This is a genomic window from Sorangium sp. So ce834 (genome assembly GCF_051521425.1).
Lineage (GTDB): Bacteria > Myxococcota_A > Polyangia > Polyangiales > Polyangiaceae > Sorangium > Sorangium cellulosum_D.
In genome coordinates, this window is the sequence record NZ_CP150351.1 from 445,661 (window position 1) to 460,908 (window position 15,248).

Genomic DNA, 15,248 nt, shown 5'->3' on the forward strand with positions numbered 1-15,248 from the left:
CCTTGCGGTCCTCCCACGTCCGTCGCTGCACGAGCGTCGCCGACCCGCGCGCGCAAGCCGCTGGCCAACGCCGCGCGAGCCGGTAGGGTACGGGCCCCGGCGTGGCCGGCCTGCCAGGTGCCCTGCTCCGATGTCGTCCGGCTCACGTTCTGATCGCGGCGCGCTCCCCGCGCCCGAAGCGGCGCGCTCCCGCGGCGGGCGCTCGCTCCTCCTGCGGCTCCTCGGGCTGAGCTGGGCGTACCGGGGGCGGGTCGCGCGCGTGCTCGGCTACCAGATCGTCCTGCTCTCGCTGGGGCTCGCGGGGCTCGGCTTGACCGGGCTCGCCATCGACATCCTCCGCCACCGGCTCGATCCGTCGATCCGCGCGCCCGCGCCGCCGCTCGGCCTCGGCCGGCTGGTCGACGTGGAGCGGGAGCCCATGGCCGCGGTCCTCTCGATCGGCGGCGCCATCCTCGCCATGGCGGCCGCCCGCGCGGTGCTCAACTACGGGTACGCGCTCTCGGTGGGCCACCTCGTCCACATGGAGATCGTCCCGGATCTCCGCGCGCGGGTGTACGACAAGCTCCAGCGGCTGAGCTTCCGGTTCTTCGACGTCAACACGAGCGGCTCGCTCATCAACCGCGTCACCGGCGACGTGCAGCTCGTGCGCTCGTTCGTGGACGGCGTGCTGCTGCAGAGCGTCATCATGGTCCTGTCGCTCGCCGTGTACGTCGCGTACATGCTGCGCACGCACGCCCTGCTGACGGTCGTGTGCCTCGCGCCGACGCCGCTGCTCTGGATCGCGAGCACGCTCTTCGCCCGCTGGGTGCGGCCCGCCTACCTGCAGAACCGCGAGCTCGTCGACCGCATGGTCCTGAGCTTCAGCGAGGGGCTGCAGGGGATCCAGGTCATCAAGGGGCTCGGGCGAGAGCGCGAGGCCCACCGCCGCTTCGACGAGCGGAACCGCGAGGTGCGCGAGCAGCAGCAGGGCACGTTCCGGAAGGTGAGCGTGCTCAGCCCGACCATCGACCTGCTCGGGCAGCTGAGCCTCGTCCTCCTGCTCGGCATGGGCGGGCTGCTCGTCACGCGCGACCGGATCACGCTCGGGCAGCTCGTGGTGTTCGCCGGCATCCTGCAGCAGTTCTCCGGGCAGATCGCGAGCATGGCGACGATCGTCAACACCGCGCAGCAGAGCTTCATCGGCGCGCGGCGCGTCTTCGAGGTGCTCGACACCCCCGTCGAGATCACGAGCCCCGAGGCGCCCGAGCGCCCCGCCCACGCGGAGGGGCGCCTCGTCTTCGAGCGCGTCACGTTCGGGTACGACCCGGCGAGGCCCGTGCTCCACGAGGTCGACCTCGACGTCGCGCCCGGGCAGTTCGTCGCCGTGATCGGCCCGACCGGCGCGGGCAAGAGCACGCTGCTCAGCCTGATCCCGCGCTTCTACGATCCGACCTCCGGGCGGGTCCTGCTCGACGGCGTCGACCTCCGGCGGTACGACCTCGACCTGATCCGCCGGCGCATGGGGGTCGTCTTCCAGGACAACTTCCTCTTCAGCAACACGGTGGCGGCCAACATCGCGTTCGGCGCCCCGCACGCGACGCGGGAGCAGATCGAGCGCGCCGCGGTCATCGCCCGCGCGCACGAGTTCATCCGGGAGCTGCCCGAGGGCTACGACACCGAGCTCGGCGAGTCGGCGGTCAACCTCTCGGGCGGCCAGCGGCAGCGGCTCGCCATCGCGCGCGCCGTGCTGCTCGACCCGCCGCTGCTCCTGCTCGACGACCCGACGGCCGCGGTGGACGCGCGCACCGAGCGCGAGATCCTCGACGCGATCCTCAGCGCGACCCGGGGGCGGACGACGATCATGGCCACGCACCGGGCCCACCTGCTCCGCCGCGCGGACCAGGTGATCGTGCTCGACCGGGGCCGCGTCGTCGAGCGCGGGACCCACGAGGAGCTGCTCCGGGGGCGCGGCCACTACGCGAGCGCGCTCTCGCTGCACGACGCGCACGCCGCCGCCGCGCGCGCGGACGAGAGCCCATCGCGGCGCGGCGGCGCGCGCCCCGCGGCGCAGGGCCCGGCCGAGGAGCCGGCGTGAGCGCGACGCGCCGCGCCACGAAGGCGGCGGCGGGGCCGGCGCGCGCCGCGGCCGAGCCGGCGCCGATCGACGTGCGCCTCGGCCTCTCGCGCGCCGCGATCGAGGACGAGCGCGACCACGCCCACGGCAGGCTCGATCTCGGGCTCGTGCGGCGCGTGTTCGCGTTCACACGCCCGTACGCGAGGAAGCGCAACGCGCTCTTCGCGCTCGTCGTGGTGCGGTCGATCCAGCTCCCGCTCCTCACCTGGGCGGTCGGCGCGATCATCAGCGGCCCGGTGGCCCGGCGCGACGCGCGCGCCACGGTGCTCTCCGTCCTCGGCTTCGGGGCGTTCGCGCTGCTCACGGCGGTGGTCTTCCACTACCGCTCGCGCCTCGCGCTCGAGCTCGGCGAGGCGGTGGTGTTCGACATGCGCGATCGGCTAGAAAGGCACCTTTTGCGCATGCCGATGAGCTTCTTCGTGAAGACGAAGGTGGGGCGCCTCATCGGCCGCATGACCTCCGACATCGACGCGATCCGGGTGGCGGTGCAGGACGTCGTGTTCGTGAGCACGGTGCAGCTCGGCACGATGGCGGTGGCGATGGCGCTGATGGCCCGCGCGCACTGGCCGCTCTTCCTCGTGGTGGCGGCGATGGTCCCCATCTTCTGGGGGCTGATCGTCTATTTCCACAAGCGCCTCGGGGCCGCGCACCAGCGCGCGCAGGAGAGCTTCACCCGGGTCACGGCGACGCTCGCCGAGTCGGTCACGGGGGTGCGCGTGACGCAGGGCTTCGTGCGGCAGGACATCAACGGAGGGCTCTTCCGGGCGCTGATCTTCGATCACTCGCGCTACAACATGGAAGCGGCGCGCCACTCGGCCGCCTTCCTGCCGCTCCTCGAGTTCAACGGGCAGCTGTTCCTGGCCGTGCTCGTGGTCGTCGGCGGTTATCAGGCGCTGCACGGGGCGATCGAGCTCAGCGTGCTCGTGGAGTTCTTCTTCCTCGCGAACCTCCTGTTCAACCCGATCCCGGTCCTGGGCAACCAGTACAACCAGGCCCTGACGGCGATGGCGGGCGCCGAGCGGCTCCTCCGCGTGCTCGACGCCGAGCCTGACTGGCCCGACGAGGGCGGCCTCCCGGCGCTGCCGCCCGCGCGCGGCCGGGTCGTCTTCCAGGGGGTGAGCTTCGCGTACGACCCGGGCAAGTCGGTGCTCCACGGGGTCGATCTCGTCGCCGAGCCCGGCCAGATGATCGCGCTGGTCGGGCACACGGGCAGCGGCAAGACCTCGATCCTGAACCTGCTGGCGAAGCTGTACCTGCCGACGGCGGGGTCGATCACCGTCGACGGGCACGATCTGGCGGCGACCTCGTCGGCGTCGCTGCGCGCGCAGCTCGGGCTGGTCTTGCAGAGCAACTTCCTCTTCAGCGGCACGGTGCTCGACAACGTGCGCATGGGGAACCCGGCGGCGACCGACGCCGAGATCCGCGACGCGGCGCGGGATCTGGACGTGCTCGACCTCCTGGACGCGCTGCCGGAGGGCCTCCGCACCGAGGTGGGCGAGCGGGGGACGGGGCTGTCGCTGGGGCAGCGGCAGATCGTGTGCTTCCTGCGGGCGATGGTCGCGCGTCCGCGCATCGTGCTGCTCGACGAGGCGACGAGCTCGGTGGACGCGCTGACCGAGGCCCGGCTGCAGGCGGCGCTCGGGCGGCTCCTGCGCGGGCGGACGAGCTTCGTGGTGGCGCACCGGCTGAGCACGATCCGGCACGCGGATCGGGTCGTCGTGCTCGATCACGGGCGGGTCGTGGAGCAGGGGACGCACGCGGAGCTGCTCGCCCGAGGTGGGGTGTTCGCGGCGCTCCATCGAGAGGGGACGTCCCCCTGAGAAGTGGTCTAGAGATGCAGGCGATGTCGCTCCGACGTGGGAGGGCGACGGTCGTCGATCAGGCGACTTCCAGGCGGACGGGGACGTTGTTGCGGGTGGCGTTCGAGTAGGGGCAAACCTGGTGCGCCTTCTCGACCAGCTGCTCTGCCTGCGAACGCTCGATGCCCGGCAGCGAGATGCGCAGGCCGATGTCGAGGCCAAAGCCGCCCTCGGAGCGGGGGCCGATGCCGACCGTCGCCGTCACGGTGGCCTCGGCAGGGATCCGCGCCTTCTCCTGCGCGGCCACGAACTTCAACGCACCGAGGAAGCAGGCGGCGTAGCCCGCCGCGAAGAGCTGCTCCGGGTTGTTCCCCTCGCCACCGGCGCCGCCAAGCTCCTTCGGCGTCGAGAGCTTCACGTCGAGGGCACCGTCCGCAGTCTTGGCCCGGCCGTCGCGGCCGCCCTGAGCAGTGGCTTGGGTCGTGTACTTCACGTCAACAGGCATCGGAGCGCTCCTTTCGTGACGACAGACCCGGGCACGGAAGATCCACCCCCGCGGGGCAGGGCCCGGCCAGGCCGCCGTTCGGATACGCTCCCCATACTGCTCAACCTCACCGTGCGCAACGAAGGAGGCGATCGCGCGGGGCCGCGCGGCGCGCGGCTCAGGTGCCGGTCCAGGTGTACTCCAGCGCAGAGACGTCCGGCGCGCCGACGGGGATCTCCCCCGTGAATCCGAGCGTGACAAGCTCGAGACGGTTGCCGAACGGATCGTTGAAATAGAGCGACGCCTGGCCCGGCGGCCCGAGCCGCGTGGGGCCGCCTCCCCGGCGCAGCGAACGCACGTCGCGATCGTGCGCCATGATACCACTCGGCGCGCGACGGGCGCATTCTGGAGAAGTCTCGTTGGAGAGGAACCGGGGAGATCGAGCGCTCAGGCCTCGCCTCCGCAGACCCTCTCGAACCTCTCCATCGGACAGGTGCGCTGTGCCGTCGGCGCGCACCGTAAAAAACGACGAGCCACGCGCGATCGCGTGAAGGATCGACGGGCCCTTCGCCATTCATGAGGCCACGAGGCGAGCGACGATTCGGCACGTTCCGCAGGTCGCGCGCGACCGCGCGGTAGATGTCGACGGCAATATGGTAATTTTCTAGGGGCGTGTCGCGCCCCGCGCTGGACGGTGGGTCGAGGGTGACAGGTGCTGGGGCGATGAGACGTCGTCGTTTTCTTCTATCCGGGGCGGCGCTCGGCGCGATGGCCGCGGCGGGGGGCCGACGTGGTCGTCGGGGACGCGAACGGCAACGGCCGCGACGCCGCCGGCGCCGAGCTCAGGCAGCTCGTGCCCGGGAGGCCCGAGCGGAGCTTCCTCTACCTGCGGCTCCTCGGCGACGCGCTCGGGGCGCGCATGCCGCTCGTCGAGAGCGGCTGGTCCGAGGAGGCGACGCGGGCGCTCTACCGCTTCGTGCGCGGGCTGCCGGAGGGCTGGCAGCCGGACACGCGCGTCGCCGACGAGCCCATCGCGTACGCGGGGTGCCCGAGCGACCCGGAGGACGGCGGCCCTGTCGCGTCGGACGTCGAGGCGGTGCAGGCGATCTTCGACCAACGCTGCGCGTCGGCCCCGTGCCACGGCGCCGAGCGCGCGTCGGGGCTCGACCTGCGGCGGGCCGCGCTCGCCGGGGGCGAGGTCATCGGCGCGCCGTCCCGCGAGGTGCCGGGCCGGGCGCTGATCGCGCCGGGCGCGGCGGACGAGAGCTACCTGGTTTGCAAGATCGAGCCCGGCTGCGCCGAGCGGGCCCAGGGCACCGCGCTGATGCCCGTCGGGGGAGAGCTCGGCGCGGAGGAGCGGGCGGCGATCCGCGCGTGGATCGAGGCCGGGGCGAAGCTGGACTGAGCCGGAGACACCGAAGCGATGGCACCCACCCGAGAGATGGAGAGCGGAAGCATGTCTGGGAAGCGATGGCCTGGAGCGCGCCTTGCGCCCGGCGGCGGCGCGGCGGGGCCGGCGCTGCTCGGCGCGCTGGTGTGCGCGCTGATCCTCCCGTCCTGCAAGGGCGACGGCGGCGGGGCCCCTCCCGCGGCCGCGGGGCCGTCGCTCGCGTGCGGCGACCGGACGGTGCAGCGAGGGAACGAGTGCGTGGCCGAGCCGGACGGCACGCCGCCCGCGGTGCGGTGCGGGCCAGGGACGACGCTGGTGGCCGGCGAGTGCGTGGCCGTGCAGACCTCGGAGGACGACGACCTCATCGACGCGGAGGTCGACCTTTCCGGCAGCGGCTTCCTCCCGGCGTGCATCGATGCGCCGCCCGACGCGGTCGCGAGCAACGGGAGCTGCGTTGTTGTCGACGGGGTCATGGTCACCTGCAATCCCATCACGAACGAGGGGTGCGAAGGGCAGGTGGGGCAGTGCGGTTACGACGCCTTCGCCGGCTTGTTCCAGTGTCTCTGGCAGACGAACGACGCGAAGAGCTGCAAGACCTGCTCCGTGTCGTTCGAGACCTGCGGCCCGGGGTTCACGTGCATGGGCGGTCTCTACGCATGCCAGCGATACTGCTGCGATGACGGCGACTGCGGGGAGGGCGCGGCGTGCGTGCTGCAGCCGCCCTTGCCGTTCGGCATCTGCCAGGCCCAGCGCTCCGACGCGTTCGCGCACCTGAGCGACTTCCGGCCGCCGGACCCCGGCGCGGGCGTCGGGGGCTGGTCCGGCGAGGGCGGCTGGTGGGGGGAAGGCGGTTGGTCGGGAGAAGGTGGGTTCGGCGAGGGGGGCTGGCTGGGCGAGGGCGGCTTCGGAGAGGGGGGGTGGTCAGGAGAAGGCGGCGCGGGAGGCCGAGCGGTGGGCGCCGGCGGCGCGGGCGGCGCGGCAGGCGACGATACGAGTCCTTAGGACAAGCTCCTCCGCTCCTCCGGGATCGAGCGCGCCTGCTCCTCCCGGCGTCCCCGCCATGCGACATCGCGCCGCAGGACAACGTGTCGCATGGTAGCGCCGCATGACAGCGCGTAAACAGGCCTCATGAAACGCCGACAAATCCTGGATCTCGCTGCCGCGAGCGCCGCGCTCGCCACCCTGCAAACGCTCGGCGGATGCGCGCAGGACGACGCCGGTCCTGAGCCATCGCCCACAACGCCTGAAGGAGAGAGCTCCCCCATGCAGCACATTGCCATGCTGATTTATCCGGGCTTCACCGCGCTCGATCTCATCGGTCCCCAGACCGCGTTCAGTATCCTCGAAGATACGAAAATACACCTCGTGTGGAAGACGCTCGACGCCGTGACGACGGATTCGGGCATCACCCTCCTTCCCACGGCGACCTTCGACACGTGTCCCGAGGAGCTCGAGATCCTCTTCGTTCCGGGCGGCGTCGCGGGCACGATCGCCGTGATGAAGGACGGCGAGGTCCTCGATTTCCTCGCGGCGCGCGCGGAGCAGGCGAGCTACGTGACGAGCGTTTGCACGGGGTCGCTCGTGCTCGGCGCGGCGGGGCTGCTCCGCGGTCACCGCGCGACCACGCACTGGGCATTCCGCGAGGTCTTGCCCCTCCTCGAGGCCGAGCGCGTCGACGCGCGCTACGTCGAGGACCGGAACCGCATCACGGGAGGCGGCGTGACGTCGGGCATCGATTTCGGCCTCCGGATCGCCGCCAAGATGCGGGGCGAGGAGGCCGCGCAGACGGCGCAGCTCGTGATGGAGTACGACCCCGATCCGCCGTTCCAGGCGGGCTCGCCCGAGTCCGCGCCCCCGGCCGTCGTCGAGCAGCTGCGCGGCCGCATCGCGCAGCCGCTCGCGCAGGCCAAAGAGGCCGCGGAGCAGGCCGCGGCGCGCTGGTGAGGCGCGTCGATCCCGAGGGCCGCTGATGCCTCGCTCGCAGGACAGGGCCCGTCAGCTCGTCCGGAAGACGCGGTAGAGCTCGTCGCGCCACGCGATCAGGTCGGCGTAGCGATCGCGCAGCTCGGGGTCGGAGAAGCTCCGGCGGCTGGCGGCGCCGAGCTTCAGCTCGGCGGGCGGCGCCACGTTCACGAGCACCTGGCTCATCGCGATGTCGGCGAACGTGAAGCGGCCGAGGAGCGTCCTCGGCCCGTCTCCGGACGGCACGCTCCGCGCGAGCGTCGCGCGGAGCTCGTCCAGCGCCGCGACCTGCGTTCGCAGGTGCGCCTCGGCGCCGTCCTCGTGGCCGCCGTACTTGCGCAGGGTGCGGCGGACGCCGAGCCCGCCGAGCCGCGCCGCGAGGGCGGCGTGCGCGCGGCGGATCGGCCCCGGGGCCATCTCGGCGAGCGCCTCGTCGTCGGCCAGCATGCGCGACAGCGCGCGGGCGCGCCCGGCGGCGAGCGCGCGCTCGGACAGGTCGATGAGCCGCGCGATCGTGGCCTCGTGCTCGGCCGGAAACAGGGTCGGACCGGCGCCGCGCCCGTCGGCCCAGCGCGCGATGTCGGCCGAGTCCGCGAGCACGCGCCCGTCGTCGGCGGTGAGCACCGGCACGGAGACGCGGCCGGTGAGCCGGCGGAGCTTCACCCGGAGCGCCGGCTCGCCGACGAGCGGCTGGTAGTGCCGGAAGGTGTACGGGACGCGGCGGACGTCGAGCGCCCAGCGCGCCTTCTCGGTCCACGGCGAGAACACGAGGCCCAGGAGCTCGGTCATGGCGCCGGCAGCGTACCACACGCGCCCCCGCGCCCTCGGCCGATCGCCCGCAGAGGCGCGGCCCCTCGCCGCCGGCCCTCGGGCGCACCCCGGGCGCCTCACGCGCCGGCGTCGATCTCGACCCAGAGCGACTCGGGCGCGTCGAAATCCTTGAGCCGGAAGGCGCCCGCCCGGCGGAAGTCCGCGCGCTCCGCGTCGGGGAGCGCGGCGGCCGCCGCGCGCGAGAGCGTCACCCGGCCGGGGCGCGGCAGGGCGACCCCGGCGCTCGGCTCGTCCGCGCGATCGTCCTCGGTGACCGCCTCGATCCGGAAGAGCCGGTGGACCTCCGTGCCGAGGACGTCGTGATCGCTCATCCGCACCCGGCCCCAGTGGACGATGAGGCGGAGCTCGGCAGCGTCGCCGACGGCGCGACGGAGCACGCGGGCCGCCTCGACGGCGCGGGCCACTGTCGAATAGACCGCGAGGTACCCGTCGCCGGTCCCCTTGAGGAGGCGCGGGTTCGTCGACCCGCGCAGGGCGCCGCGGAGCCGGTGGAGGTGGTCGACGAAGCTTGTATCGCCGATGTCGTGGAGCATGCGGGTCGATCGGACGATATCGATGAGCAGCATCGCCACCTCCACCCGGTCGGTCAGCTCGGGCTCCTCCTCCCGGCGCCGTGTCGGGAAGAGCTCGAGGAGCGCGAGGTGGAGGTCGTCCCAGTGGATCCGCTCCAGGTGCGCGCTGAGGCGGGTGAAGGTGGGGGAGGCGGCGATCGCCTGGCGCGCGGCGCCCTCTCCCTCGCCGTCGGCGATGTCGGCCGAGAGGCGGTCGAGGAGGGAGAACACCGCGTTGCCGATCTCCTCGTCGGCGTCCGGGCGCCGGAAGAGCTCGCGCTGGACGTCGACCACGAGGTCCCAGTGGCGGGGCCAGGGCTCCCCGTGGCCGATGACGACGTTGCGGATCGCGTTGAACTGGCCGCCGCCGGGGAGCGGCTCGATCAGCGCGCGCAGAGAAGGGTGGAGCAGGTAAAACCGCGAGCGCGGCAGCGCGTGGCGCGAGCCGACCACGGCGTCGTGCGGCTGGCGGAAGCGCTGGACCTGGCGCTCGGCACCGGGCTCGTCGCGGAGCACGCCGAGCAGGCCGCACTCGAAGAGCTCGCGGAAAGGGTGGTAGACGTCGTCGGCGTTCCGGCCGTGAGCGTCGAAGTACGCGCGGTCGACCTGGTGCAGCTTGCACCACACCTCGACCAGCTCGTCGTGGGTGAGGACGTCGCTGGGGAGCAGGGCGAGGAACTCATCCCGCTTGTCGCGGTTGCGGAGCACCTCGAGGAAGACGCGCATCTCGTCGAAGATGTTGGCGACGAGGAGGCCGGCGCTGGTGCTCTGCACGATCCGCGTGAAGGTCCGCTCGTCGAGGGCCTGCCGGTTGCGCGAGATCTCCGAGGCGAGGATCACGAGATCGCGCGGCCGCCCGAGGGTGTGCCGGCAGAGGAAGTCGAAGGTCGACTCGCCGCGGGACGAGCGCCCCGCGCGCACCTCGTCGAGGTGGATGAACTCGCGGAGCGGCAGCCTCTCGTAATAATACGTGAGCTTCTCGAGCAGCTCGAAGAGCTCGTGCTTTTCGTAACGGAGCCTCGCGGTCGCGCCGAAGAGGTTGGCCTTGATGTCGGACTCGTAGGCCGAGAACGCCTCCTCCCGGATCGTGGCGAAGATCTTGACGTGCGGGTTGGCGTTCATCAGGTCCCACGCGGCCTCGATCATCCCCGCTTGCATGTGGATCCACGCGTCTCGCGGCAGCCCCCGGAGCGCCTGATCGAGCTTGTCGATGAAGATGTAGACGCCGCTGTGGAGCGAGCGGAGCCGCCGCTCGAGCGGGCGCTCCAGCGCGTCGACGACCTGGTTGATCTGGCGGACGGTCATCGAGAGGAGCTCCTTCAGCACCATCGTCGGCTCGACCGGCCGGCCTTCGAGGAGCCCGCGCAGGTTCCGGGGGAGCGGCGAGAGGTCCTCGGGATCGCCGGCGGCGGCGGCGGACTGGTAGGAGACGATCGACAGGCGGAGGCTGAAGCTCCAGAGCCGCTTGCAGTCGTGGAGCCGCGACATGAGGTCGCGCTGGGTCTGGTCGACGCTGGGCAGGTCGCCCATCAGATCGAGGTACGGCCGCCCCTCCGGGATGAACTGCACGGCGGCGTGGCGGCGCTCGCGGCCGGTCGCGAGGTAGATCTCGCTGAGGACCGAGCGCTTGTACGTGAGGAGGAGGGTCTTGCCGAGCCCCTTGCTCCCCGAGACGAAGTGCTTCTTGGCGCTGTCGAGGAACTCGCGGACCACGGCGTTCTTGAAGGTCAGGTCCTTGAGGGCGCCGATGTCGATCTGGTTGGCGTCCGAGACCCAGCTGTGGTCTTTCGGGAGGTCGGGCGGGCCGCCGGGGGGCGGCCTCTGCGCCGGCCTGTCCGGCGGGCGGCCGGCGAGCGCCCGGAGCGCCTCGAGGAGCTCGCCGGCGGAGGCGAACCGGCGGTCGCGGTCGCGGTGGGTCGCCCGGGCGAACCAGGCGTCGAAGCCGCTCGGGACCTCGGCCAGCCGCGACGGCGCCGGCGGGACATCGAAGCAGATCTTGTGGACCAGCTCGTACAGCGACTCGCCGCGGAAGGGCCGGCGCCCGGTCATGCACTCGTAGGCGATCACGCCGAGCGACCACAGGTCCGCGCGGTGATCGACGCCCCGGGCGTTGGCGATCTGCTCCGGGCTCATGTAGCTCACGGTGCCCAGGGTCGCGCCCGCGTCGGTCTGCGGCGTCCCCTGGCGATCGAGCCCGAGGTCCTCGAGCTTGACGATCCCGAAGTCGAGGACCTTGCAGAGCGGGCGATCATCGTCGACGAGGAAGACGTTGGCCGGCTTGATGTCGCGGTGGACGACGCCGAGGCGGTGGGCCTTGCCGAGCGCGCTGCAGACATCGCCGAGGACCGCGGCCGTCTCCTCGTAGGAGAGCGGCCCGCGGGCGATCCGCTCGGCCAGGTCCTCGCCGCGGAGGAGCTCCATGGCGATGTAGGGCACCTGCGTCGCGCCATCGACGTTGAAGTCGAGGACCTGCACCACGTTCGTGCCCCGCAGCTTCGCCGCGGTCTGCGCCTCGCGGAGGAAGCGGGCGCGCGCCTTCTCGGTCCCGACGACCCCCGGATCCATCAGCTTGAGCGCCGCCGGCCCGCCGAGGTGAAGGTCGGTGGCCCGGAACACCCGGCCCATGCCCCCTTTCTTGAGGAACTCCTCGAGCCGCCAGCGCTCGCCAACGACGTCCCCCGGGCCGAGCCGGCTCCGCGACGAGTCGCTCTGAGCCGCGGAGGGCACCGTGGCTCCTTCCGGTCGGTGGGCACTCTCATCCGACATGTCGCGCAGCGTACCAGCCCCGGCGCTTCAGGAGAACCGGTGTGCCCGCGCCTACCAGCCGAGTCCGATGCGCAGCGGCAGGAACACCGCCATCCCGGTCACGATGGTGCCCAGGATGTCGCGGCGAGAGACGTAGTAGACGCTCGCCGCGAGGCTCGCGGGCAGGCGCGCGTCCTGCAAGGTCGCGATCAGGTGCCCGTCCGTCATCACCACCTCGGGCACGATCACGGCCGCCAGCGCGGCCAGCGGCGCGTAGCGCAGCCCGCGCCGGAGCCAGCCGGGCAGCGGCAGATCCCGGTCGGGGTACAGGAAGAAGGCGCGGGTGAACGCCGTGATCAGCGCGAGGCCGAGGATGGCGACGAAGATCTCCCAGGCGCTCATCGCCCGGCCTCCTCGGCCCCCTGGCGCGCGCGTCGGTGCGCCCCCTCGGCCGCCTCGACGCCCAGGCCGACCGCGACCGCTGCGGCGATGGCGACCAGGATGTTGAGCTTCAGCGGCAGCGCGTAGGCGGCCACCGCGGCGCCAGCGGCGGTGCCGGCGGCGAGCCAGGTGGCCCTGTCCTGGAGCAGCGAGCACGCGACGCCGAGGAGCGCGAGCACGCCCGCGAAGCCGAGGCCCCACTCGACCGGGATCGCGTTGGCCAGCGCGATGCCGCCCAGCGACGAGCCTTGCCATGCCGACCAGTTCGTCGCGACGCCGCCCCAGAAATAGGGCTCCTGCTCGGGCGCCGGGCCGGGCACGGGGAAGCGCTTCATGAAGATCACGTAGTTCAGGTCGCCGCTGAAGTAGCCGCACAGGCACCGCCGCCAGCGCGGGAGCGGCGCGAAGTAGGGCCGCCACATCGCGCTGAAGATCACGAACCGCAGGTTCACGCAGGCGGCGGTGGCCCAGACGACCCAGATCGGCGCGCCGGACGCGATCAGCGGCATCGCGGCGAGCTGCGCGCTGCCGGCGAAGACCGCGAGCGACATCAGCACCGCGAGCGGCGCGGTGAGCCCGCTCTTGACCATCGCGACGCCGGTCACGAGCCCCCAGGCGGCGACGCCGAGCGACACGTGCAGCATCTCGCGCGCCCCGCGGCGGAACTCGGGGTGGAGCGCGGTGGCGCGGGCGAAGGCGGCGAAGGACATGCGGTCGCTCGAGGGCTAGGAACTGTCCAGGCGGGTTGCAAAAGTCAAGGCCGCCAGCCCGGCGCCGCCGCCCAGGGCGGCCCGCCCCGGGATCCGCCGGCGTCTGGCGCTCTGGCGCTGGCGGGGAGCGATCGCCTTGCATACCGACCGACTGGTCGGTATACATCCTCGATGCCGGCGCGGACCTACTCCAGCGCGCGAGAGCGCATCCTCGACGCAGCCGAGCGGCTCATCGTCTCGCGCGGGGTGAACCAGCTGACCGTCGAGGCGGTGATCACCGAGGCGGGGATCAGCAAAGGGGGCTTCTTTCACCACTTCGCGACGAAGGACGCGCTCCTGACGGCGATCGTCGATCGGCTGACGGCCCGGGTGAACGACGACGCCGCGAAGCGCGCGGCGCAGGACCCGGAGCCCCGGGGCGCCCGGCTGCGGGCGCAGATCGCGCTGACCTTCGACGAGGACGAGCGCGAGACCGCCGCGCCTCGCGCCTTGCTCCTCGCGATCATCGAGGCGGTGAGCGCTCAGCCCGCGCTGGCGCGCCACGGCAGCAAGCTGACCGCCGAGGCGGTCGCGCGCGACGCGGCCGAGGACATCCCGGTGGGGCGGGCCATCGCGATCCAGTTTGCGCTCGACGGTTTCTGGCTCTCCCAGGCGCTCGGCGCGATGGCGTTCAGCGAAGGCCAGCTGCGGGCGCTGCGCGACGCGCTCCTCGCGCTCGCGCAGCCCGAGGCGGGCGCGGGGCGCCGGCCCGCGCGGCCGCGAGCTTCCAAGAAAGGCGGTCCAGCATGATGTCGATCCCGGATATCTCCAGCGCGAAGCACAAGGCGAACCCCTATCCGCTCTACGCGCGGCTGCGCGCCGAGGCGCCGGTCGTGCGCACCGTGCTCAAGGACGGGAAGCCCGCGTGGCTCGTGACGCGCTATGCCGACGTGGCGTCTGCGCTGAAGGACCCGCGCCTGGGCAAGGACCCGTATCGCGCGCTCAGCGCGGAGGAGCGGGCCAGGCAGGTGCCGTGGATGCCCTGGTTCCTCCGCCCGTTGACGAAGAGCATGCTCGATCATGACCCTCCGGATCACACCCGCTTGCGCGCCCTGGTGCACCAGGCCTTCACGCCGCGGCGGGTGGAGGAGCTGCGCGGGCGCGTCGAGGCGATCACCCAGCGCCTCGTCTCGCGGGCCCGGGCGCGCGGCGCGATCGACCTCCTGGAAGAGATCGCGCTGCCGCTGCCGATGACGGTGATCTGCGAGCTGCTCGGCATTCCCGAGGCGGACTGGCCGCGCTTCCGGGCCTGGACGAACCGCCTGGTCGGGATCGTCACGAGCGTGGACATGGTGCTCGCGACGCCGTCGCTCTACATGTTCCTGCGCTACCTGCGCGCGCTCTTGGAGCGGCGCCGCCGGACGGGCGGGGACGATCTCATCGCGGCGCTCGTGCGCGCCGAGGAGGCGGGCAGCCGGCTGAACGAGGAGGAGATGCTCGCGATGGTCCTCCTCCTGGTCGTGGCGGGCCACGAGACGACGGTGAACCTGATCGCCAGCGGGACGCTCGCCCTGCTCGACGATCCGGAGGCGCTCGACCGCCTGCGGCGCGAGCCCGAGCTGATCAAGCCGGCGGTCGAGGAGCTCCTGCGCTTCACGAGCCCGGTCGAGCTCGCGACCGAGCGGTACACGACGGAGGACGTCGCGTTCGGCGAGCGCGTGGTCCCGCGGGGACAGCGGCTCTTCGCGGTGCTCGGCTCGGCGAACCACGACGAGGAGGTCTTCGCGAGCCCCGAGCGGCTGATGCTCGACCGCGACCCCAACCGGCACCTCGCCTTCGGCAACGGCGCGCACTACTGCCTCGGCGCGCCGCTGGCGCGCCTCGAGGCGCAGATCGCGTTTCCCGCGATCGTCCAGGATCTCCCCGGCTTGCGGCTCGCCGTGCCGCGTTCGTCCCTGACGTGGAAGCCGTCGTCCATCCTGCGCGGGCTCGACCGGCTGCCGGTGAAGTGCGCGGCGGCGCCGGTCTACTCCGTCCCTCGGGCGCCGCGGCCGCCGGAGGCGGGCGCGCCGCTGTAGAGCACGCTCTTCGCGCTCGGTGTTCGCGCGCCGATGTCGCGGAGTGTCCCTGTGTGGCAGAAAGGTCGTCCGTCCCTCCGCGCCGCCGGAAAGTCGGGCGCGAGTCCAGGGCGCTCCTGTCCGCGGTCGTGTCTTTGCCGTCCTTCCGTTCACGCGATCTGGAGC

The 15,248-nt window shown here is 72.5% G+C and carries 13 protein-coding genes; 7 read left to right on the plus strand and 6 right to left on the minus strand.

Annotation, left to right across the window (positions count from 1 at the left end; all coding sequences use genetic code 11):
* The first annotated feature begins 130 nt into the window (after positions 1-130).
* Together WMF20_RS01675 and WMF20_RS01680 are read left to right on the plus strand one after the other, a co-directional pair.
* Positions 131-2,074 (plus strand): ABC transporter ATP-binding protein, encoded by a 1,944-nt coding sequence (locus WMF20_RS01675; protein ID WP_437610105.1) that lies wholly within the window; start codon positions 131-133, stop codon positions 2,072-2,074.
* Positions 2,071-3,933, plus strand: coding sequence for an ABC transporter ATP-binding protein (locus WMF20_RS01680; protein WP_437610107.1), 1,863 nt, complete (start codon positions 2,071-2,073; stop codon positions 3,931-3,933). Before WMF20_RS01675 ends, WMF20_RS01680 begins: the two co-directional genes overlap by 4 nt.
* 58 nt (positions 3,934-3,991) lie before the next feature.
* Here WMF20_RS01680 and WMF20_RS01685 read toward each other — a convergent pair whose 3' ends face one another.
* Positions 3,992-4,417: an organic hydroperoxide resistance protein gene (locus WMF20_RS01685; protein ID WP_129572706.1), complete on the minus strand. Its 426-nt coding sequence runs from the start codon at positions 4,415-4,417 to the stop codon at positions 3,992-3,994.
* A 157-nt stretch (positions 4,418-4,574) separates the two neighbouring features.
* Positions 4,575-4,772 carry a hypothetical protein gene (locus WMF20_RS01690; RefSeq protein ID WP_437610109.1) on the minus strand — a complete coding sequence of 66 codons (198 nt, stop codon included), beginning with the start codon at positions 4,770-4,772 and terminating at the stop codon, positions 4,575-4,577.
* A gap of 414 nt (positions 4,773-5,186) precedes the next feature.
* Between WMF20_RS01690 and WMF20_RS01695 the strand changes: the two genes are divergently transcribed.
* The 3 genes from WMF20_RS01695 (at position 5,187) to WMF20_RS01705 (ending at position 7,730) form a co-directional block, all read left to right on the plus strand.
* On the plus strand, positions 5,187-5,801 hold the full coding sequence (locus WMF20_RS01695) for a hypothetical protein (protein WP_437610111.1): 615 nt from the start codon (positions 5,187-5,189) through the stop codon (positions 5,799-5,801).
* A gap of 51 nt (positions 5,802-5,852) precedes the next feature.
* Positions 5,853-6,788: a hypothetical protein gene (locus tag WMF20_RS01700; protein ID WP_437610113.1), complete on the plus strand. Its 936-nt coding sequence runs from the start codon at positions 5,853-5,855 to the stop codon at positions 6,786-6,788.
* Between the two features lie 261 nt (positions 6,789-7,049).
* Positions 7,050-7,730 carry a DJ-1/PfpI family protein gene (locus tag WMF20_RS01705; protein WP_437610115.1) on the plus strand — a complete coding sequence of 227 codons (681 nt, stop codon included), beginning with the start codon at positions 7,050-7,052 and terminating at the stop codon, positions 7,728-7,730.
* 51 nt (positions 7,731-7,781) lie between these two features.
* On the opposite strand, the gene WMF20_RS01710 is transcribed toward WMF20_RS01705, so the two are convergent.
* The 4 genes from WMF20_RS01710 to WMF20_RS01725 form a co-directional block, all read right to left on the minus strand.
* Positions 7,782-8,537, minus strand: a complete 756-nt coding sequence (locus WMF20_RS01710) for a glutathione S-transferase N-terminal domain-containing protein (protein ID WP_437610117.1) — start codon at positions 8,535-8,537, stop codon at positions 7,782-7,784.
* A gap of 98 nt (positions 8,538-8,635) precedes the next feature.
* Positions 8,636-11,857 carry a P-loop ATPase, Sll1717 family gene (locus WMF20_RS01715; protein ID WP_437610119.1) on the minus strand — a complete coding sequence of 1,074 codons (3,222 nt, stop codon included), beginning with the start codon at positions 11,855-11,857 and terminating at the stop codon, positions 8,636-8,638.
* Positions 11,858-11,947: 90 nt separating this feature from the next.
* Positions 11,948-12,277, minus strand: coding sequence for an AzlD domain-containing protein (locus WMF20_RS01720; RefSeq protein ID WP_129572714.1), 330 nt, complete (start codon positions 12,275-12,277; stop codon positions 11,948-11,950).
* Complete coding sequence (locus tag WMF20_RS01725) at positions 12,274-13,026, minus strand: AzlC family ABC transporter permease (protein ID WP_437610121.1); 753 nt, start codon at positions 13,024-13,026, stop codon at positions 12,274-12,276. Before WMF20_RS01725 ends, WMF20_RS01720 begins: the two co-directional genes overlap by 4 nt.
* A gap of 171 nt (positions 13,027-13,197) precedes the next feature.
* Between WMF20_RS01725 and WMF20_RS01730 the strand changes: the two genes are divergently transcribed.
* Both WMF20_RS01730 and WMF20_RS01735 read left to right on the plus strand, forming a co-directional pair.
* The gene (locus WMF20_RS01730; protein ID WP_437610123.1) at positions 13,198-13,815 is read left to right on the plus strand and encodes a TetR/AcrR family transcriptional regulator; all 618 of its coding nucleotides are present in this window, start codon (positions 13,198-13,200) and stop codon (positions 13,813-13,815) included.
* A complete protein-coding gene (locus tag WMF20_RS01735) occupies positions 13,812-15,083 on the plus strand; it encodes a cytochrome P450 family protein (RefSeq protein ID WP_437610125.1) in 1,272 nt (423 codons plus the stop codon). The genes WMF20_RS01730 and WMF20_RS01735 overlap by 4 nt, the downstream gene beginning before the upstream one ends.
* The last annotated feature ends 165 nt before the right edge of the window (positions 15,084-15,248 follow it).

What these genes read in the sequence shown, in the direction of transcription:
- WMF20_RS01675 (WP_437610105.1), top strand. Translation starts at nt 131, where the DNA reads ATGTCGTCCGGCTCACGTTCTGATCGCGGCGCGCTCCCCGCGCCCGAA.
- WMF20_RS01685 (WP_129572706.1), bottom strand. Translation starts at nt 4,417, where the DNA reads ATGCCTGTTGACGTGAAGTACACGACCCAAGCCACTGCTCAGGGCGGC.
- WMF20_RS01690 (WP_437610109.1), bottom strand. Translation starts at nt 4,772, where the DNA reads ATGGCGCACGATCGCGACGTGCGTTCGCTGCGCCGGGGAGGCGGCCCC.
- WMF20_RS01700 (WP_437610113.1), top strand. Translation starts at nt 5,853, where the DNA reads ATGTCTGGGAAGCGATGGCCTGGAGCGCGCCTTGCGCCCGGCGGCGGC.
- WMF20_RS01705 (WP_437610115.1), top strand. Translation starts at nt 7,050, where the DNA reads ATGCAGCACATTGCCATGCTGATTTATCCGGGCTTCACCGCGCTCGAT.
- WMF20_RS01710 (WP_437610117.1), bottom strand. Translation starts at nt 8,537, where the DNA reads ATGACCGAGCTCCTGGGCCTCGTGTTCTCGCCGTGGACCGAGAAGGCG.
- WMF20_RS01720 (WP_129572714.1), bottom strand. Translation starts at nt 12,277, where the DNA reads ATGAGCGCCTGGGAGATCTTCGTCGCCATCCTCGGCCTCGCGCTGATC.
- WMF20_RS01725 (WP_437610121.1), bottom strand. Translation starts at nt 13,026, where the DNA reads ATGTCCTTCGCCGCCTTCGCCCGCGCCACCGCGCTCCACCCCGAGTTC.
- WMF20_RS01730 (WP_437610123.1), top strand. Translation starts at nt 13,198, where the DNA reads ATGCCGGCGCGGACCTACTCCAGCGCGCGAGAGCGCATCCTCGACGCA.
- WMF20_RS01735 (WP_437610125.1), top strand. Translation starts at nt 13,812, where the DNA reads ATGATGTCGATCCCGGATATCTCCAGCGCGAAGCACAAGGCGAACCCC.